Source organism: Actinomadura madurae (genome assembly GCF_900115095.1).
GTDB classification, from domain to species: domain Bacteria; phylum Actinomycetota; class Actinomycetes; order Streptosporangiales; family Streptosporangiaceae; genus Spirillospora; species Spirillospora madurae.
In genome coordinates this window covers 73,220-91,698 of record NZ_FOVH01000025.1, presented here as the reverse complement: position 1 = coordinate 91,698, position 18,479 = coordinate 73,220, and the positions used below count along the sequence as shown (strand labels likewise).

18 protein-coding genes and 1 tRNA gene are annotated in these 18,479 nt (G+C 71.1%); 11 read left to right on the top strand and 8 right to left on the bottom strand.

Annotation, left to right across the window (positions count from 1 at the left end):
• Window positions 1-7: 7 nt before the first annotated feature.
• Complete coding sequence (locus BM339_RS43085; RefSeq protein ID WP_075024579.1) at window positions 8-1,516, bottom strand: alpha/beta hydrolase; 1,509 nt, start codon at window positions 1,514-1,516, stop codon at window positions 8-10.
• A 136-nt stretch (window positions 1,517-1,652) separates the two neighbouring features.
• Here BM339_RS43085 and BM339_RS43080 point away from each other — a divergent pair, with 136 nt between their 5' ends.
• Window positions 1,653-2,783 (top strand): sensor histidine kinase, encoded by a 1,131-nt coding sequence (locus tag BM339_RS43080; protein ID WP_075024578.1) that lies wholly within the window; start codon window positions 1,653-1,655, stop codon window positions 2,781-2,783.
• A 17-nt stretch (window positions 2,784-2,800) separates the two neighbouring features.
• The gene (locus BM339_RS43075; protein ID WP_021596784.1) at window positions 2,801-3,451 is read left to right on the top strand and encodes a response regulator transcription factor; all 651 of its coding nucleotides are present in this window, start codon (window positions 2,801-2,803) and stop codon (window positions 3,449-3,451) included.
• A 345-nt stretch (window positions 3,452-3,796) separates the two neighbouring features.
• On the opposite strand, the gene BM339_RS43070 is transcribed toward BM339_RS43075, so the two are convergent.
• Window positions 3,797-3,879 (bottom strand) — tRNA-Leu (locus BM339_RS43070).
• 128 nt (window positions 3,880-4,007) lie between these two features.
• On the opposite strand from BM339_RS43070, the gene BM339_RS43065 reads away from it, so the two are divergent.
• The 7 genes from BM339_RS43065 (at window position 4,008) to pknB (ending at window position 13,347) form a co-directional block, all read left to right on the top strand.
• Window positions 4,008-4,763 carry an FhaA domain-containing protein gene (locus BM339_RS43065; protein WP_021596783.1) on the top strand — a complete coding sequence of 252 codons (756 nt, stop codon included), beginning with the start codon at window positions 4,008-4,010 and terminating at the stop codon, window positions 4,761-4,763.
• Window positions 4,764-4,774: 11 nt separating this feature from the next.
• On the top strand, window positions 4,775-5,272 hold the full coding sequence (locus BM339_RS43060; protein WP_021596782.1) for an FHA domain-containing protein FhaB/FipA: 498 nt from the start codon (window positions 4,775-4,777) through the stop codon (window positions 5,270-5,272).
• Window positions 5,269-6,840 (top strand): Stp1/IreP family PP2C-type Ser/Thr phosphatase, encoded by a 1,572-nt coding sequence (locus BM339_RS43055; RefSeq protein ID WP_075024577.1) that lies wholly within the window; start codon window positions 5,269-5,271, stop codon window positions 6,838-6,840. The genes BM339_RS43060 and BM339_RS43055 overlap by 4 nt, the downstream gene beginning before the upstream one ends.
• Complete coding sequence (locus tag BM339_RS43050; RefSeq protein WP_021597065.1) at window positions 6,841-8,427, top strand: FtsW/RodA/SpoVE family cell cycle protein; 1,587 nt, start codon at window positions 6,841-6,843, stop codon at window positions 8,425-8,427. It begins immediately after the preceding gene.
• A gap of 135 nt (window positions 8,428-8,562) precedes the next feature.
• Window positions 8,563-10,047, top strand: a complete 1,485-nt coding sequence (locus BM339_RS43045; protein ID WP_075024576.1) for a peptidoglycan D,D-transpeptidase FtsI family protein — start codon at window positions 8,563-8,565, stop codon at window positions 10,045-10,047.
• On the top strand, window positions 10,044-11,510 hold the full coding sequence (locus tag BM339_RS43040) for a serine/threonine-protein kinase (RefSeq protein WP_021597063.1): 1,467 nt from the start codon (window positions 10,044-10,046) through the stop codon (window positions 11,508-11,510). Before BM339_RS43045 ends, BM339_RS43040 begins: the two co-directional genes overlap by 4 nt.
• Window positions 11,511-11,532: 22 nt before the next feature.
• Window positions 11,533-13,347 (top strand): Stk1 family PASTA domain-containing Ser/Thr kinase, encoded by a 1,815-nt coding sequence (pknB, locus tag BM339_RS43035; protein WP_021597062.1) that lies wholly within the window; start codon window positions 11,533-11,535, stop codon window positions 13,345-13,347.
• A 179-nt stretch (window positions 13,348-13,526) separates the two neighbouring features.
• Here the strand turns inward: pknB and BM339_RS43030 are convergent, their stop codons facing one another.
• Genes BM339_RS43030 through BM339_RS43015 form a run of 4 tightly spaced genes read right to left on the bottom strand, consistent with a single transcriptional unit; the run spans window position 13,527 to window position 15,817 of the window.
• Window positions 13,527-14,168 carry an anthranilate synthase component II gene (locus BM339_RS43030; protein ID WP_021597061.1) on the bottom strand — a complete coding sequence of 214 codons (642 nt, stop codon included), beginning with the start codon at window positions 14,166-14,168 and terminating at the stop codon, window positions 13,527-13,529.
• Between the two features lie 6 nt (window positions 14,169-14,174).
• Window positions 14,175-14,381, bottom strand: a complete 207-nt coding sequence (locus BM339_RS43025) for a hypothetical protein (RefSeq protein WP_075024575.1) — start codon at window positions 14,379-14,381, stop codon at window positions 14,175-14,177.
• Window positions 14,382-14,392: 11 nt separating this feature from the next.
• On the bottom strand, window positions 14,393-15,037 hold the full coding sequence (locus BM339_RS43020) for a class E sortase (protein WP_244938814.1): 645 nt from the start codon (window positions 15,035-15,037) through the stop codon (window positions 14,393-14,395).
• Between the two features lie 24 nt (window positions 15,038-15,061).
• On the bottom strand, window positions 15,062-15,817 hold the full coding sequence (locus BM339_RS43015; protein ID WP_021597058.1) for a DUF881 domain-containing protein: 756 nt from the start codon (window positions 15,815-15,817) through the stop codon (window positions 15,062-15,064).
• A gap of 58 nt (window positions 15,818-15,875) precedes the next feature.
• Here BM339_RS43015 and BM339_RS43010 point away from each other — a divergent pair, with 58 nt between their 5' ends.
• The gene (locus tag BM339_RS43010) at window positions 15,876-16,184 is read left to right on the top strand and encodes a cell division protein CrgA (RefSeq protein ID WP_081842401.1); all 309 of its coding nucleotides are present in this window, start codon (window positions 15,876-15,878) and stop codon (window positions 16,182-16,184) included.
• A gap of 136 nt (window positions 16,185-16,320) precedes the next feature.
• On the opposite strand, the gene BM339_RS43005 is transcribed toward BM339_RS43010, so the two are convergent.
• Both BM339_RS43005 and BM339_RS43000 read right to left on the bottom strand, forming a co-directional pair.
• Entirely contained in the window at window positions 16,321-17,217 is an 897-nt protein-coding gene (locus BM339_RS43005; RefSeq protein ID WP_024934685.1) for a rhomboid family intramembrane serine protease, read from the bottom strand.
• Window positions 17,218-17,274: 57 nt separating this feature from the next.
• Window positions 17,275-17,799 carry a peptidylprolyl isomerase gene (locus BM339_RS43000; protein ID WP_021597055.1) on the bottom strand — a complete coding sequence of 175 codons (525 nt, stop codon included), beginning with the start codon at window positions 17,797-17,799 and terminating at the stop codon, window positions 17,275-17,277.
• A gap of 172 nt (window positions 17,800-17,971) precedes the next feature.
• On the opposite strand from BM339_RS43000, the gene BM339_RS42995 reads away from it, so the two are divergent.
• Window positions 17,972-18,466, top strand: coding sequence for a hypothetical protein (locus BM339_RS42995; protein ID WP_021597054.1), 495 nt, complete (start codon window positions 17,972-17,974; stop codon window positions 18,464-18,466).
• Window positions 18,467-18,479 lie beyond the last annotated feature (13 nt).

Sequence of the window (18,479 nt, the reverse complement as noted above, 5' to 3'; positions counted from 1 at the left end):
GGGCGCATCAGCTGGGGTCGCAGACCGGGTCGGTGGCAGGGAGAACACCGGTGGCCAGGTAGGCGTTGACCTTGGCGTCCACACACGCGTTGCCGTACTCGCCGTAGATCCCGTGGGCGATGGTGCCGCGCAGGGTGAGCAGGCGGGAGCCGGTCAGCGCCCGGTGCATGGCCTTGCCGCCCTCGTAGGTGGTGGCGGTGTCGCCGGTCGAGGACACGATCAGCGCGGCGGTGGAATTGCCGATACTGGTGGGACGCTCGCGCGGCTGCCCCGGCCAGAAGGCACAGGGCCAGATGTTGTTCTTCAGCGGGCCGAACAGGGGATGCCGGGCGCGGCTGCGCTGCACGTCCTTCCAGTAGACGTCGGGGTCGCGCGGCGCGGCGCGGTCGCCGCAGGTGATCGCGGCCGTCGGGCTGACGAGCGGGGAGCCCTCACCGGTCAGGACGAACCTCAGCTGCCCGTCGAGTTCGGGGCCGGGGTCGGCCGGGCGGCCGTGCGCGGCCTCGTTCAGGGTCCGGACGGTCGAGCTGAACTGCGCGCGGGCCGCGGGACGGTCGTCGCCCGAGCCGTTGGAGAGGATGTAGGGGACCACCTGGTCGTCCACCTCATACGACCCGACGCGCAGCGGACGGTCCTCCGCGGCGGCGACGATCGCGTTCACGGTGGCGAGCACGCGGCCGGGGGTGGCGCCGAGGCCGTAGGTGCCGTGCCGTCCGGCGGCCCAGACCGCCCAGCCGCGCAAGGCGCGTTCCGCCTCGTCCTCGGTGCCCCGCAAAGCCAGGGGGCCCCACGTGCGCGGATCGCCCGCGCTGTCCAAGACCACACGGTCGCTGCGGCCGGGGAACATCTGGGTGTAGACCGCGCCGAGGTAGGCGCCGTAGGAGTAGCCGAGGAAGGAGATCCGGTGCTCGCCGAGGACCCGGCGCACGAGGTCGATGTCGCGGGCCGTGTCGCGGGTGTTGGCGTAGGGGAGCACGTCGCCGTGGCGCCGGGCGCAGCGTTCGGCCAGGTCGCGCTGCACCGCCACCTGGTGGTCGAACCGGGCGCGGGTCGCGCCGGCAGACCGGAGGAACATGCCGATCGGCCAGCCGCAGTCGAGGGGCGTGCTGCGCCCGACGAAGCGCGGGTCCAGGCCGACGAGGTCATAGCGGGCGGCGACGTCCTTCATGGCCGCGCGCACCTGCAGCGGCATGCCCAGCGTGGGCTGGCCGGGCCCGCCATTGTTGAGCACCATCGTGCCGATGCGATGGGCCCGGTCAGTGGCAGGAAGGCGAGACAGCGCCAGCGTGATGGTGCGGCCCCCGGGCTTGGAGTGGTCGAGCGGCACGGTGACCTCCGCACACCGCGCGCCCGCCCGGTCGAGATCCTTCCCGACGGTGTCGTCGGCCCCCTGGGCGCAGGCCTTCCATTCCAGCGAAGGAGGCGGCCCGGAGTCGGCTCTGGCCAATGAGGGAACAGCGGCGGAAAGGGCGGTCAGGGCGAGGGCCGGAACCAAACGGCCGAATGTCGTTTTCATGGTCGAGGACGCTAATTCGGCCGGAACTCCGGCACGATACAGCCCGCCGCAGGCGTTGACCTACAGCCCGCTGTAGTGCCAGACCGGGCCCGGTGGCGAACAATGGCCTCCATACCGCCGGGATAAGGAGGTCCGTATGCGTAACCGGGCGTTCTCCGGCTCGGCCTACCTGCTGGGCACGCTGGCCACGTCCGTGGCCACGGTACCGGCGTTGCCGGTGCTGCTCGCGCCACCGGCGGCACGGGGATGGGCGGCCTGGCACCGCCGGCGAGCCGCCAGGCTGCTCGGCGTTCCAGCCGACGGACAGCCGTCTACGCGGCGGAACCTAGCCTGGGCACTCGCGCACGTCGCCGCCGGTTTCCCGCCGGGACTCGCCGCCCTGATGTGCTTGGGCAACATCCTGGTCGCCGCAGTGGCACTGCCCTTCTGGTGGGCGTTTCCCGCAGACACACGCCCCACCCTGTTCTCGTTCCTCGACGTCCACATAAACAACTGGGCGACCGCACTGATCGGAAGCTCTGTGCAGATCGCCCTCCTCGGCGCGGCCGCCTGGTGGGGGCTCCCCTGGCTGGCGCGCCTCCACGCGCGCCTGTGCCTGGCGGTGCTCGCGCCGTCGGCCACCGAGCGGCTCACCGAACGCGTCGACACCCTGACCAAGACCCGGGTCGGCGTGGTCGACGCCCACGGCACCGAGCTCCAGCGGATCGAACGCGATCTGCACGACGGGACGCAAGCCCGCCTGGTGACCATCGCCATGCAGCTGGGCATCGCCCGGGAGTCTCTCACCGACGACCCGGACGCGGTGGGGCCGCTGATCCAGCAGGCGCACGAGACGGCGGAGGGGGCGATGACCGAGCTCCGCGCGGTGCTCCGGACGATCTACCCGCCGATCCTCGCCGACCGCGGCCTCGACGGCGCGCTGGCGTCGCTGGCCGCCCGGTCGAACGTGCCCGTCCGCATCGACCTCGCCGACCTGGGCTCCCTCCCAGCCAGCGTCGAGGCTGTGGCCTACTACGTGATCGCCGAGGCGCTGACGAACACGGCCAAGCACGCCGCCGCCACGCGGGCGGACCTCCGGGTCGAGCGAACCGGCGACGTGCTGGGCATCGAGGTCACCGACGACGGCAAGGGCGGCGCCGACGAGGGCCACGGCACCGGCATCACCGGGATACGCCGGCGGGTCGCCGCCCTGGACGGCACCGTCCGCCTCGACAGCCCGCCGGGCGGCCCCACCACGCTCACCGTCCGGGTGCCGTGCGCACCATGACCGTCCAGGAGGATTCCGTGCGGGTCGTGATCGCAGAAGACAACGTCCTGCTATCAAGCGGCCTGGAACTCCTACTGCAGTCCAGGGGCTGCCAGGTCGTGGCGGTCACCGGCGACGCCGAGGCGTTCCTCGCCGCCGTCGCCGAGCACCGCCCCGACATCGCCATCGTCGACGTGCGGCTGCCGCCGTCGTTCCGCGACGAGGGAATCCACGCCGCGTTGCGGGCCCGCCGCGAGCACGGCCCGCTGCCGATCCTGGTGCTGTCGCAGTACGTCGAGCGCGAGTACGCGGGCGAACTCCTCTCCGACGGCCGCGGCGGCATCGGCTACCTCCTGAAGGACCGCATCGGCCGGGTGGCCGAGTTCGTCGACGCCCTCCGCCGCGTCGCGGCCGGCGGTACCGCCATGGACCCCGACGTGGTCGCCCAGCTCCTCGCCCACCGCGCCGGCACCCCTCTGGACACCCTCACGGCCCGCGAGCGGGAGTCGCTCGCCCTCATGGCGCAGGGCCACGACAACGCCACCATCGCCGAGCGGATGCGCATTTCCGACAATGCCGTCCACAAGCACATCGGCAACATCTTCGCCAAGCTGGGCCTGGCCCCGGACGACTCCGGCCACCGCCGAGTACGAGCAGTACTCGCCTACCTGGACGGCAACCCCACCTGACCACCCCCGCGCCGATTCCGGCCATGGCAGTAGGCGAACGTCTGGTCACAGCGAGCGCGAACAGGGAAAGTGGACTACATGGCCCCGAACCGCCGCCAGACGCATGCCCGACACCCTCCCAAGGGGCGACAGTCACACCCGCAGCACCCCAAACCCGGAGGGGGCAAGGGGCGAAGCCCCAAAGCAGACCCGAGCACCAGCAGCCACGAACGCAACAACATCAACCGGCAGGGGGCGTGGGGGCGGAGCCCCCACATCGGGGGTCCGGGGGTCGCCCCCCGGGTCAACATGACGAAGGAGTGGCGGCCCGCGCTCTCCGCGGGCACACCACTCCCAACTCGTTCGTGGGCGAGGAGGGATTTGAACCCTCACATCCTTTCGGACACACGGACCTGAACCGTGCGCGTCTGCCGTTCCGCCACCCGCCCAAGGGTGCCGTCCCGTTTCCGGGCGCCTGAAAAGGCTAGCACGGGTGATGCGGTGGTTAGGTATCCAGATACGCCGAGCGAACCTTCGCACCGATACGATCGTCTACCAGTGGGGAAGGGAGGTGCCCGTGGGCGTCATTCAGCGCTTCGAGCGAAGGCTCGAGGGCATGGTCGAAGGGGCCTTCGCCCGTGCCTTCAAGTCTGAGCTGCAGCCGGTCGAGGTGGCCAGTGCTGTGCAGCGCGAGATGGACGATCGGGCGGCGATCGTGGCACAGGGCCGCACGCTCGTTCCGAACGACTTCGTCGTCGAGATCTCTCAGCAGGACGGGCAGCGGCTGCAGGTGTACGCCGACAGCCTGAGCCAGGAACTGGCGAATCTGGCGCGCGAGTACGCGAAGGAGCAGGGGTACTCCTTCGTGGGCCCGGTGCGTGTGCGGTTCGAGAACGCGGGGGATCTCGCCACGGGCATGTTCCGCATCCGGTCCGGGGTGATCCGGGGCTCGACGGTGGAGGGCGGGGAGATCCGCCAGCCGGTGAGCGACGTTCCGCAGGGCGGCCGCGGCGGAGTGTTCGGCGGCCATCCGCGGCTGCTGGTGACGACGGCGGTGGAGGGATCCGACACGACTCAGCGCACCTATGAGATCAACACCCCTGTGACCTTGCTCGGTCGCGGCACGGACTGCGACCTGCGTCTCGTCGATCCTGGCGTGTCACGGCACCATGCCGAGATCCGTGTAGAAGGTCCCGAAATCGCTCTCGTGGATCTAGGGTCGACCAACGGCTCGTTCGTGAACGGGCAGCCGATCCGGCGGGTCACGCTGGTCGACGGCTCCCGCGTCACGATGGGCCGGACCACCCTTGTGTTCCGCCGCGATAGGGAGTAACCCCGACTCCGATGTCCCCATTCACCCTCACGCTGATCAAGCTGGCGTTCCTGGCGGTGCTCTGGCTCTTCGTCATCGCGGCCGTCGGCGTGATCCGGGCCGACCTGTTCGGCTCCAAGGCCGCGACGAAGGCCGCGACGCGGGCGTCCCAGCCACGCCCCCCGAAGGCGGCGCGGCAGCCGAAGCCGCCGCGGCAGCAGCGCAGCGCCCAGCAGGGCGCCCCGACGAAGCTGGTGGTGGTGCAGGGCGAACGTGCCGGCACCGTCATCGACCTCACGGGGGTGCCCATCACCATCGGCCGGGCGAATGACGCCACGCTGGTCGTGACCGACGACTACGCTTCGAGCCGGCATGCCCGAATTTTCGCGCAGGACGGTCAGTGGATCGTGGAAGATCTCGGCTCGACCAATGGGACGTACCTCGGACGCACGAAGGTGAGCCGGCCGATGCCGGTCCCGCCGGGCGTACCGGTCCGTATCGGCAAGACCGTGATCGAGCTGCGCAAATGACTCTGGGAATCCGCTACGCCGCGCGCTCCGACGTGGGCATGCTGCGCGAGGGCAACGAGGACTCGGCGTACGCGGGCGCGCACCTGCTCGCCGTGGCCGACGGGATGGGCGGGCACGTCGGCGGCGAGATCGCGAGCGCCGCGGCGATCGAGGCGCTGCGGGCGCTCGACAAGGACCTGCCGGCGACGGAGCTGCTGGCCGCGCTGGAGCACACCGTCAAGACGGCGAACGACAACCTGCACCGCATCGTGGAGTCGGACCCGGCCCTGCAAGGGATGGGCACGACGCTGACGGCGATGCTGTGGGCGGGCAACCAGGTCGCCCTGGTGCACATCGGGGACTCCCGCGCGTACCTGCTGCGGGACGGCAGCCTCTTCCAGATCACGCACGACCACACGCTGGTGCAGTCGCTGGTGGACGAGGGGCGGATCAGCCCGGACGAGGCGGCGTCGCACCCGCAGCGTTCGCTGCTGTTGCGGGCCCTGGACGGCCGCGGCGAGGTCGACCCCGACCTGTCGCTGCGCGAGGCGAAGGTCGGCGACCGGTACCTGCTGTGCTCGGACGGCCTGTCGGGCGTCGTCACCGCGGAGACGATCTTCCAGGTGCTGACCGACGTGGACGACCCGGAGCAGGCCGTCCGGCAGCTGATCGACCTGGCGAACCGGGGCGGCGGCCCCGACAACATCACCTGCGTCGTCGCCGACGTCGTCGACCTGGAGCGGCAGCCGCCGACGGGCGGGCCGGGCCACGCGGTCGGCGCGGCGGCGAACGCGGCCCCGCCGGAGCCGCCGGGCGGCGGGCCCGGCGCGAACACGACGGCGGCCGACACCCCGGCCGGGCGGGCGGCGCAGCTGCGCGAGACGCGCCCGCAGCCGCCGGTGGCCGTGGACGAGATGCCGCCGCCGCACGCGGCGATGCCGCGGAACGAGCCGATGGGCGCCCCGCCGGCGCCGATGCAGGCGGCCCCCCAGGCGCGGCGGGGCGGCGCGCGCCGCTGGACGTGGCTGGTCGTGGTGGCCGGGGTGGTCGTCATCGGGGTCGTGGCGGGCGGGTTCGTGCTCGTCCAGAACGTCCGGAACGGCTACTACGTCGGCGCGGAGGACGGCCGGGTCGTGCTGTTCCGCGGGACGACGCAGAAGGTGCCGCTCATCAGCCTGTCCCGCAAGGCGGCCGCGAAGGACCAGCCGAAGCAGCCGATCCTCGTCGCCGACCTCCCGCAGGACCTCCAGCAGCAGGTGAAGGACACCTACACCGTCGACGGCCCGAAGGCGCTCAAGCAGCTTGAGGACGCCGTCTGCAAGTACTCACTCGTCGAGGAGAACGGCAAGGTCGCCATCCTCAAGGGCAAGGGCCAGCAGAACTGCAAGCAGGCCACGGTGAAGGCCACCGACGTCCCGGTCGCGGAGCTGCCCGCGTCCGATGTCGACGCGGTCGCCAAGGGCAGCCTGGTGTTCATCGGGCAGAGCGCGGCCGAGGCCAAGCTGAACGAGCTCAACACCCGCCGCAACGAGTGCAAGCAGCGCAACTCCACCATCAAGGACTGTCCCTCCAGCGGGGGGAGCTCGTAGATGCACTCCATCGGGGAACAGATCAGGGCGCACCTGCCGTACCAGCGCCGCAACGCGGCCTCGCTGGCACTGCTCGTCTTCGCGATGATCCTGACGCTGTCGGCGTTCGCGGAAGTGGGGCTGGCCCGTGACGGGAACATCCCGGGCGGCCTGTTCATCTATGGCGGCGGCCTGGCGGTGCTGGCGTTCGTCGCGTACTTCGCCCAAGCGAAGTTCACCCCGTACGCCGACCCCCTGCTGCTGCCGCTCGCGGTGGCGCTGAACGGCATCGGGCTGGCGATGATCTACCGGCTCGACCTGGACACCAGCAGCGACCGCAAGGCCGCGGCGGCGGCCGGCAAGAAGCTGCTGGAGGACGCGGCCGACGCGCCGAGCCAGCTGATGTGGACGTTCGTCGGCATCGGCCTGTTCGTCGCCGCCGTCGTCATCATGCGCGACACCGAGAAGCCGGACGCGCCGGTGTCGTTCACCCCGAAGACCGCGCAGCGCTACACGTACCTGATCGGGCTCACCGCGGTCATCCTGCTGCTGCTGCCGATCGTCCCGGGCATCGGCCAGCAGATCAACGGCGCTCGCGTGTGGATCTCCGTGGGCCCGTTCTCGGTGCAGCCGGGCGAGTTCGCGAAGCTGCTGCTGGTCGTGTTCTTCGCCGGCTACCTGGTGAACAAGCGGCAGGCGATGTCGCTGATCGGCAAGAAGGTCGGCCCGATCAGCCTGCCGCGGGCCCGCGACCTCGGCCCGATCATGGTGATCTGGTTCTTCTGCCTGGGCGTGCTGTTCATGCAGAAGGACCTCGGCACCGCGCTGCTGTTCTTCGGCCTGTTCATCTCGATGCTGTACATCGCGACGCAGCGGGTCTCGTGGGTCTTCATCGGCGTCGGCCTGCTCGCGATCGGCGTGTTCATCGCGACGCTGCTGCCGTTCATGGGGCACGTGAACCAGCGCATCGACATCTGGCAGAACCCGAAGCCGTACTTCGACGGCGGATGCCTGCTGGAGAACGGCAAGGTCGTCCCGGTCAACCCCGACACCGACATCTACAAGAAGTTCAAGGCGCAGGGCAGCGTCTCCCCGGGCTTCTCCGCCTGCGCCGAGCTGGGCGGGGAGTACTCCGACAGCGCCCAGCTGATGAAGGGCCTGTTCTCGCTGGCCCAGGGCGGGGTGCTCGGCACCGGCCTCGGCCAGGGCGAGCCGTGGCGGACGCCGCTGTCGTTCAGCGACTTCATCTTCGACTCGCTGGGCGAGGAGCTCGGGCTGACCGGGCTGATGGTGTTGCTGCTGGTATACGCGTTGATCGTGCAACGCGGGATGAAGACCGCCGTGGCGGCCAGGGACCCGTTCCTGAAGCTGTTCGCGGGTGGTGTGTCGTTCGTGCTGGCCCTCCAGGTCTTCGTGATCGTCGGGGGCGTCACACGGCTCATCCCGCTGACGGGCCTGACGACGCCCTTCCTGTCCCAGGGCGGTTCGTCGCTGATGGCCAACTGGATCCTGATCGCGATTCTGGTGCGGATGAGCCATGACGCTCGGAAGCCGGCCCCGCAGGCGATCCAGGACGAGGGCATGACCCAGATCGTGAGCACGAGGTGACTTTCGTCCAATGAACAGCGAGCGAGCCGGTGCTGCCTGGACTGAGGAGCGCGCGGAGCGACGAAGGAGCGAGCACGCGACGAGGGAAGGCAGCACCTTCCCGGGCTCGCTCGCAGCCGAGCGGAGCGAGGCCCAATGAACATGGACAAGCCGGTCCGGCGGGTGGCGATCTTCGCGCTGCTGCTGTTCTTCGGGCTGATGGCGCAGGTCAACTACGTCCAGGGCAGCCAGGCGGAGGACCTGCGCACCGACGCCCGCAACAGCCGCCAGTACGCGGACGTGTTCAACTCTCCGCGCGGCCAGATCTCCGCCGGCGGCGAGGTGCTGGTGACGTCGAAGGAGACCGGCAAGGACAACCCGAAGTACGGCCGCACCTACAAGGACGGCCCGATCTTCGCGCCGGTGACCGGGTACTTCAACGGGAACGCGACGCAGGTGGAGCGGGCCTACAACTCGCTGCTCGGCGGCAAGGACAAGCGGATCACGCAGCAGCGCTGGTTCGACACCTTCATCGGCAAGAAGGCCGAGGGCGCGAACGTCGAGCTGACGATCGACCCGCAGGCGCAGCGGACGGCGTACCAGCAGCTCAAGGCGAAGACGACGCAGGGCCGCCGCGGCGGCGCCGTGGTGATCGACGTGGAGACCGGCGCGGTGAAGGTGGCGGCGTCGTGGCCGTCGTTCGACCCGAACGAGGTCGCCCCGCAGACCGGTGAGAAGGGCGGGCAGCGGCTGGAGCAGCTCGACCAGGGCAACGGCGTCGTCAAGCCGCTGGTCGACAACGCGATGAGCCAGACGTTCCCGCCGGGTTCGTCGTTCAAGGCGGTGGTGTCGGCGATCGGGATGCAGAAGCTCGGCCTCAACAGCTCGTCGACGGTGAACACCGGGCAGCTGATCCTGCCGGAGTCGGGCCGCCCGCTGCCGAACTCCCACGACACCGGCAACTGCGCCGGGACGGCCCCGCTGCGCGGCGCGTTCGCCGAGTCCTGCAACACCTCGTTCGCGAAGATGGCGCTGGACCTCGGCATCGAGCAGCTCCACGAGGGCGCGACGAAGTTCGGGTTCGGCGAGCGCATCCAGCTGGAGCCCGACATGTACGCGGCCGAGAGCGACGTCCCGGTGGCCTACACCGACGCCGAGGGCAAGACCACCCCGACCGGCAAGGACGGGACGGCCCGGTCCGGCATCGGCCAGGAGAACGTGCGGGCCACCCCGCTGCAGATGGCGCTGGTCGCCTGCTCGATCGCCAACGACGGCAAGATCATGAGCCCGTACGTGGTGCAGAAGGTCCGCGCCAAGGACCAGAGCGAGCTCTACAACGCCTCGTCGAAGGAGCTCGGCGAGGGCATGACCGGTGACCAGGCCGATCAGCTGCAGGACATGATGCGCGCGGTGATCTCCGAGGGCACGGCGAAGAACCTGCAGGGCATGCGGATCGCCGGCAAGACCGGTACCGCCGAGCAGGGCCCCGGCAACCCGAACGCCAACTGGTTCGTCGGGTTCAGCCCCGCCGAGAACCCGCGCTACGCGTTCGCCGTCATGACCGAGGTCGCCGGCGGCTCGGGCGCCGGCGACGCGGGCCCGATCGCGGGCGCGATCATGGCTAAGGTCCTGCAGAAGTGAGTGCGGACCTCGTCCTGAACCACCGGTACCGGCTGCTGGAGCGGCTGGCGATCGGCGGGATGGGCGAGGTCTGGCGCGCGTCCGACGAGGCGGCCGGGCGGCAGGTGGCGGTGAAGCTGCTGCGCCTGGAGCTCGGCTCGGACATGCGGGCGCGGGGCCGGTTCGAGTCGGAGGCCCGGTTCGCGGCGGAGCTGCGGCATCCGGGGATCGCGCGGGCGTTCGACTACGGCGAGCAGGACGGCCGGACTTTCCTGGTGATGGAGCTGGTGGCGGGTGAGCCGCTGGACGAGATCCTGGCGCGCGACGGCGGGCTGCCGGTGGAGGCCGTCCTCGACCTGATCGTGCAGGCGGGGCGGGCGCTGACGGTCGCGCACGAGGCGGGGATCGTGCACCGCGACGTCAAGCCGGCGAACCTGATGGTGTCCCCGGACGGCAGGCTGAAGATCACCGATTTCGGGATCGCGCGGCGGCTGGCGGCGGCGTCGCAGACCCAGACCGGGATGGTCATGGGGACGGCGCACTACATCTCGCCGGAGCAGGCGCAGGGACTGAAGCTGTCCCCGGCGGCGGACCTGTACTCCCTGGGCGTGGTGGCCTACGAGTGCCTGACGGGCGCGCCGCCGTTCGACGGGCCCACGCCGGTGGAGGTGGCGCTCAAGCACGTCCGGGACGCGCCGGCGGAGCTGCCGGCGCGGGTCCCGGAGGAGGCCCGCGAGCTGGTCATGGAGATGCTGGCGAAGGAGCCGCGGGACCGTCCGGCGGACGCCCACACGGTCGCGGCCCGCGCGCTGGCGATCCGGGCGGGCCTCAGCACGGGCCGGATCAGCGCGGTCCCGGCGGGGCCGCCCCGTCCGGGACGGTCCGGTGCGGCCCGTCCGGGCCCGGGCCGGCACTCCGCGGCCGGCGGCACGCACATCGTTACCCAATCGTCGGCTTTGTCGGGATTTGACGACACGTCAGGGGCGGATAGCCTCGCCAACGGGTCAGTGCCGGGGCAACGGCGCACGGTGCTGGCGTACGTGTCCGTCGCGGCCGCCCTGCTGGTCTGCGTCATCGTGATCGGTTCCCTGTGGAAGGGGCTCGCCTTCGCCGGGTCCGGCAAGGACGAGCGGGACCCGCCCGCCACCCCGGCGACCCTCCCGGTCGGGGACGACGGCGTGAGCGATCCCACGGCGAAGCCCGGCGGCACGCCGCCGGAGCACTCCCCGCCGAGGCACCGGAGCCGCAGCGGTACGAGGCCGGCTGTTCCACCACCGCACCGGACGCATAGGATCCGTCCGTCAACGCAAGGGGCGCCTCGGACGTCCCCCACACGCAAGCCATCCACGAATCCGCCCCGGGCGACTCCCACCGCCCCTGAGCCGACACCCACACCGACGGAGAGCCCCACGAATCCGTCAACTCCGAGCCCGGATCCCCCGCCGACACCGGACGGGAAGCTAGGTTCAGGAGACAAGGTGTAGACGTACGAGGGAAAGTGCACATATGAGTCAACCTCGGCTGCTCGGCGGCCGCTACGAGCTCGAAACAGTGATCGGGCGGGGCGGCATGGCCGAGGTCTACCGTGCCCGAGACCTGCGCCTCGATCGCGTCGTCGCGGTCAAGACGCTACGGTCCGACCTGGCTCGTGACCCCACGTTCCAGGCCCGGTTCCGGCGCGAGGCCCAGTCGGCCGCGTCGCTGAACCACCCCTCGGTCATCGCGGTGTACGACACCGGCGAGGACATGATCGCAGACACGCCGATCCCGTACATCGTGATGGAGTACGTGGACGGGAGCACGCTGCGCGACCTGCTGCGGGAGAACCGCGCGCTGCTCCCCGACAAGGCGCTGGAGATCACCGACGGCATCCTGCGCGCGCTGGACTACAGCCACCGCGGCGGGATCGTGCACCGCGACATCAAGCCGGCCAACGTGATGCTCACCCGGCAGCACGAGGTCAAGGTCATGGACTTCGGCATCGCCCGCGCCATGGCCGACTCGGCGGCCACGATGACGCAGACCGCGCAGGTGATCGGCACCGCGCAGTACCTGTCGCCGGAGCAGGCCCGCGGCGAGCGGGTCGACGCCCGCAGCGACATCTACTCGACGGGCTGCGTGCTGTACGAGCTGCTCACCGGCAAGCCGCCGTTCACCGGCGACTCCCCGGTCGCGATCGCCTACCAGCACGTCCGGGAGGAGCCGGTGCCGCCGTCGCAGGTGGACCCGCAGATCCCGCAGTGGGCGGACGCGATCGTGCTGAAGGCGATGGCCAAGGAGGCCGACCACCGCTACCAGAACGCGACGGAGTTCCGGCAGGAGATCCAGCGCGTCCTGCAGGGGCAGCCGGTGGCGTCGACGGCGGCGTCCACGATGCTGATGGGCGGCGCGCAGCCGCAGGGCACCCAGGTGATGGGCGCGTACGGCGGCCCGGCCCGCACGCAGGTGCGGCGCCCGCCGGACGACGGGTACGGCCTGCCGCCCGCTCACTACGACGACGATGACGAGAGACGCGGCGGCGCCGGGAAGAAGGCGGCGCTGTGGCTGGGGCTCGCGGTGCTGTTCATCGGCGGCGCTGCGCTCATCGGCTGGATGATGAGCGACACCGACAAGGCGCAGCAGGTCGCGGTCCCGCAGAGCATCGTCAACGTGTCGCAGAGCGACGCGACGGCGCAGCTCACCAAGCTCGGTTTCAAGGTCGGCGAGCCGAGGACGGACTACAGCGACGACATCCGGCGCGGGTACGTCATCAGCTCCGACCCGGAGCCCGGCACGAACGCGGCCCAGGGCGCCACGGTGACGCTGCTGGTCTCCAAGGGCAAGAAGCCGCCCACGGAGGTCGAGGTGCCGGACGTGACCGGCAAGCCGTACGCGGCGGCGAAGAAGCTGCTGGAGGAGCGCGGCTTCGAGGTCGAGAGGAAGGTCGAGTCGAGCGACAGCGTCCCGCGGCTCAACGTGATCGGCACCGACCCGGCCGGCGGGTCGAAGGCGCCGAAGAACTCGACCGTGACGGTGACGGTGTCCAACGGGCCGACGAACCTGAAGGTGCCGGACCTGTTCAACAACAGCCAGCGGGCCGCGTGCGCGAAGCTGCAGGGCCTCGGGCTGAAGTGCAACGTGCAGAAGGGCCCGTCCACGAACCCGCAGGTCGCGCCGGGCTTCGTGTTCAACCAGCAGCCCGGTCCGGACGCGACGGTCGCGCCCGGCGACACGGTGACGATCTTCGTGGCGGAGAAGCCGCAGTCGCCGCCGCCGAGCGGTCCCGGCGGGAGCCCGACGCCGGGCTTCCCGGGCTTCCCCGGCGGTAACGACGACGGCTGAGCCGTCCCGCCCGGACGGTGCCGTGCCGCCCGACGATGAAGGGCCCAGTCTCCCGGATCGGGAGGCGGGGCCCTTCGGCGTCGTGTCGTCAGGACGCGAGGAGGGCCTCCGCCACTCGGGGGCAATGGCGGAAGCCCTCGATATGGTCTTCGTCACCGCGCCTTGGGACGTTACGGATTTCAACCGATATTTTCCGGCGGAGCCTGCGAAGGGCTCGCCGCGGGCCCGCCCCCGCCGCGCATCCGCGGGTCACCGCAGGAGGAGAGCCAGTTGCGCAGGAGCCGGTGACCGTGCCGCGAGAGCACCGACTCCGGGTGGAACTGGACGCCCTCGACGGGACGGGTGCGGTGCCGCAGGCCCATGATCACGCCGTCGGGGGTGCGGGCGGTCACGTCCAGGACGTCCGGCGGGACGGTGCCGGGACGGACGGCGAGCGAGTGGTAGCGGGTCGCGGGGAAGGGGTCGGGCAGGCCCCGGAAGACGCCCGCGCCGTCGTGGTGGATCTCGCTCGTGGAGCCGTGGACGATCTCCGGCGCGCGGCCGACCGCGGCCCCGTGCACGTGCGCGATCACCTGGTGGCCGAGGCAGACGCCGAACAGCGGGGTGCCGCGGCGCTCGGCGTCCCGGACGAGGTCGAGGCAGACGCCGGCGTCGGCGGGGTGCCCGGGACCGGGGCTCAGCAGGACGCCGGCCACGCGGGCGGCGTCCGCGACGGCGACGTCCGAGCGGTCCTTGACCACGCAGTCGGCGCCGAGCTCCCGCAGGTACTGGACGATGTTGTAGACGAAGCTGTCGTGGTTGTCGACGACGAGGACGCGCACGGCCGGTCAGCCGCCCGGGGTGGCGGTGCCGGGAGTGGCGGTGCCGGACGGCGCCGGGGTCTGCACGACCCCGTGGTCGAACTGGACCTTGGGTTCGACCCAGGGGAACACCACGTACCACAGGAGGGCGGCGACCGCGATGAGCAGGCCGGCCGCCGTGGCGGTCTTGGTCTGCCAGGCGCCGGGCAGGCGGCGCCAGATCCAGGCGTACACGGGACCTCCTCCTACGTTCCGGCGGCCTGCGACGCGGCCGCGACGCGGGGCCTGGACTCGGCCAGCTCACCGAACACGATCATGCGTTTGGCGGCGGAGTACTTCGGGTGGCAGGTGGTGAGCGTGATGAGCCGCTCGGTCGGCCGCCGCTTCGGATGGAACGGGACGGACGCGGTCACCTCCGTCGCCGACGGCTTCACGATCCTGCGGTCGGTGACCGTGTACACGTACTGCCGCTCGCGGGTGTCGATCAGGATGCGGTCGCCGCGGTCGAGTTCGCCGAGCCGGTTGAAGGGCGCCGAGTAGGTCGTCCGGTGCCCGGAGACCACGAAGTTGCCGACCTGGCCCGGCAGCGCGGTGCCGGGATAGTGGCCGGGGCCCTTGCGCAGGTCCTCCCGGCCGACGCCCTCGATGACGACGAAGTGGTAGCCCTTCCCGAAGCGGGGGACGCGGATCATGGCGAGCCCCTTGCCGAGCCTGACCTTCTCGGTGGTGACCCGGCCGTCCCGCCAGTTCTTCAGCATCTCGTCGCCGAGGCGGTCCTGCGCGCCCTGCGTGTACCGGCCCGTGCCCCACAGCTCGTACGTCACGAACAGCATGAGGATCAGCCCGGCGGTGATGCACAGTTCGCCCATGCCACGGATCACCGTCCGCACCGCGCGTCCTCCTCCTGCCGAGCGCTAGCCGCCCTTGGGCGGCGCCGTCGGCACCGTAGCGTGCTTCATCGTCACGTTGCCGGTGTAGGGCGGCAACGTGGCGCGTTCCAGGCTCCGCACCGCGTAGCCGAGCCCGTAGGCCCGGACGTACCTGCGGTAGATCGCGATCTCCTCGGACGCGCCGAGCGCCGCGCGCAGCCGGTCCGGGTCGCCCGCGGCGATGATCCGGAACGGCGGGGAGTACACGACGCCCTGGAGGATCAGCGTATTGCCGACGCACCGCACCGCGCTCGTGGAGATCACCCGCTGGTCCATGATCTGCATCGCCCGCGCGCCGCCGGCCCACAGCGCGTTCACGACCGCCTGGACGTCGCTCTGGTGCACCACGAGGTCGTCCGGCCGGGCCCCGTGGGGAAGGCGGCCCGCTTCCGGTGCCGGCGCGTCGTCCAGCGTGACGCTGACGGCGGGGCCGGTGTACGGGGTGAACCCGGCGCCGGCCGCGAGCCGGTCGGCCTCCTCCCGCGCCTCGCGCACGCGGGCGTCGTGCCGTCCGGCCTCCCGGGAGATGGCGTCGACCTGGGCGCGCAGCCGCCGGTACTCGGCGCGCTCCTCGCGGCCCCGGCGCTGCTCCGCGGTGATCAGCTCGGTGATCCTGGTGCGGCCCTGCTCGCGCAGGTTCGTGCCGCGGGCCGTGCTCGCGCTCGCCGCGAACAGGACTCCCGCGAGAAGCGTGAGAACTGGGATGATGCTTCCCCACGCTGGACGCCGTACGCTGCTCATCGAGAATCTGCTCATCAGACAGTGCTCACCAGCGACTACGCTAACCGACAAACCACCCATGCGCGGTCCGGCGCTCCGGCCGCCGGACGCCCGAGGAGATCGAACCGCCGTGGCCAAGTCCAAAGTGCGCAAGAAGGCCGTCTACACCCCGCCGCAGAAGTCGAAGGCACCCGAGGTCAGCCCGCGCTGGCTCGTGCCCACGATGGTGGGGCTGTGGCTGGTCGGGCTGATCTGGATCGCCGTCTTCTACGTGACGGCGAGCACCGGCACCGACGTGCCGTACATGACCGACCTGCACAACTGGAACCTGGGGATCGGCTTCACGGCCATCATCCTCGGTGTGATCCTGTCGACCCGCTGGCGCTGACCGCGGTTATCCACAGGTTGGGGATCTCTCACCCCGGCTTTCCCCAGGTTTTCCACAACGGTTTTCCACAGGCGCGGTGCCGCGGACGCCGCCGTGTGAGCGGCGCCCGCGGCGTTCGCCCGCCGTCCGAGCGCGGCTAGACCGCCGGACTCAGCTCCGCCGTCCTGACCAGGACCAGCGCCGCGAGCAGCGCCAGCGTGACCAGCGGCGCCGCCACGTGCACCAGCGTCCGCCGCGCGGCCGGCGCGTAGGCGTACGCCGCGGCCAGCGCCGCACCCACCACGAGCCCGCCGACGTGCCCCTGCCAGGAGATGCCCGGTACCGAGAACGTGATCACCAGGTTGAGCACCAGCAGCACCACGATGGGGCCGACCGGCCCGCCGAGCCGGCGGCCGATCACGAAGTAGGCGCCGAACAGCCCGAAGATGGCCCCGGACGCGCCGACCGCCGAGTCGCCGGGCGAGCCGACCAGGTACAGCAGCACCGACCCGCCCAGCCCCGACAGGACGTACAGGGCCAGGAAGCGCCACCTGCCGAGCACCTGCTCCAGCGCGGGGCCGACGGCCCACAGCGCCCACATGTTGAACAGGATGTGGGTGATCCCGAACGACCCGCCGCGCTGGTGCAGGAACATCGTGGTGAACAGCCGGTACCACTCGCCCTCGGCGACCCCGCCGACGTCCCCGTCCGGCAGGACGCCCCGGCCGAGCATCATGAACTCCCAGACGACCCGCCAGGACGACAGCTCCGCCAGGTACGCCGCCACGCACGCGCCGATCAGCGTGTACGTCACGACCGGCGTGGCCGACGCGGGACCGCGCGCGCCGAGGGCCGTCCGGGGCACCGCCCGGCGGACGCCCCGGTTCCCCTCGGCGACGCACTCCACGCACTGGTGGCCCACCGCCGCGTCCCGCATGCAGTCCGGGCAGATGTAGCGGTCGCACCGGGTGCAGCGCACGTACGTCTCGCGCCCCGGGTGCCGGTAGCAGGTCGGCACCGAGGTCTCAGGGGCGTGACCGTGGTCTGTGCTCATCAGGGCTCCGTTGGCCGATGCGGTGGCACCCGTCGCGGGGTCTCACCGTGAGAACGTCTAACGGCGCTCGATCGTCACCGACTGTACGACGACGTCCTCCTGCGGACGGTTCATCCGTCCCGTCGGGAGGCCGCCGATCCGGTCGACGACGTCGGTGCCCTCGATGACCTTGCCGAAGATGGTGTGCCGGCCGGTCAGGTGCTGGGTGTGCGCGACACTCAGCGTGATGAAGAACTGGGAGCCGTTGGTGCCGGGCCCCGCGTTCGCCATCGCCAGCAGGTACGGGCGGTTGAACTTCAGGTCCGGGTGGAACTCGTCCTTGAACTCATAGCCCGGCCCGCCGGTGCCGGTGCCGAGCGGGTCACCGCCCTGGATCATGAAGTCCTTGATGACGCGGTGGAAGATGGTGCCGTTGTAGAGCGGCTTGTCCGACTTCTGGCCGGTGCGCGGGTCGGTCCAGGTGCGGGAGCCCTCCGCCAGCTCGACGAAGTTCGCCACCGTCTCCGGCGCGTGCTCCGGGTAGAGCTGGATCACGATCTTGCCCTGCGACGTGGTGAGCGTCGCGAAGATCTCGTTGGCCACGCTGGCCGCCTCCTCATGGAATGGATTGTGGGACGTCTCGACGCGCGGTCTCGGCCAGAGCCGAATCCGTCACCCTGTGTGAACATTCGATCACGTTCACGGGGTTTACCTCCCGTTCGCGGGGAAGGCTGCTTGACAGGACCTCGCAAACAGGGAGGTTAGCGTGTCCCTAATGATCAGTATCCGCCGGAAGCCGCAGGACGAAGTCCGTTCCCGGTTCGGCCGCGTCCAGGAGACGGCCCGGCACCGCAGCGTGCTGTGGCGGCAGGGCGCCTCCGACGTGGCGGGGCGGGCCTCCGACATGGCGGGGCGGATCGGCCCCGTCGCGGGCGAGCGCATCATGGTCGCCCGCGGATGGAGCGCACCGAGACTCCGGAGCGCGGCCCGGTATGTGGAGAGCGGGCTGGCCCCGCGGGTGAGCACGTTGCTCAACGACGCCGCCGGACGGGTGGAACCCCCGAAACCGGCGAAGTCCGGGCGTGGCGCCCTCATGGCGATGATGGGCGCCGTCGCGGCCGTCGGCGTGGCCGGCGTGGTCGCGACGCGGCGCGGCGCCATCCGCGACATGACGAAGGGCTCCGGTGAGCACCGGGAGGACGCCACCTCGGCCGACTCCATGACGGTCACCGGCGCCGATGTCGACGGAGAGGTGCAGTCGCCGCATTGACCCGCACAGGGGA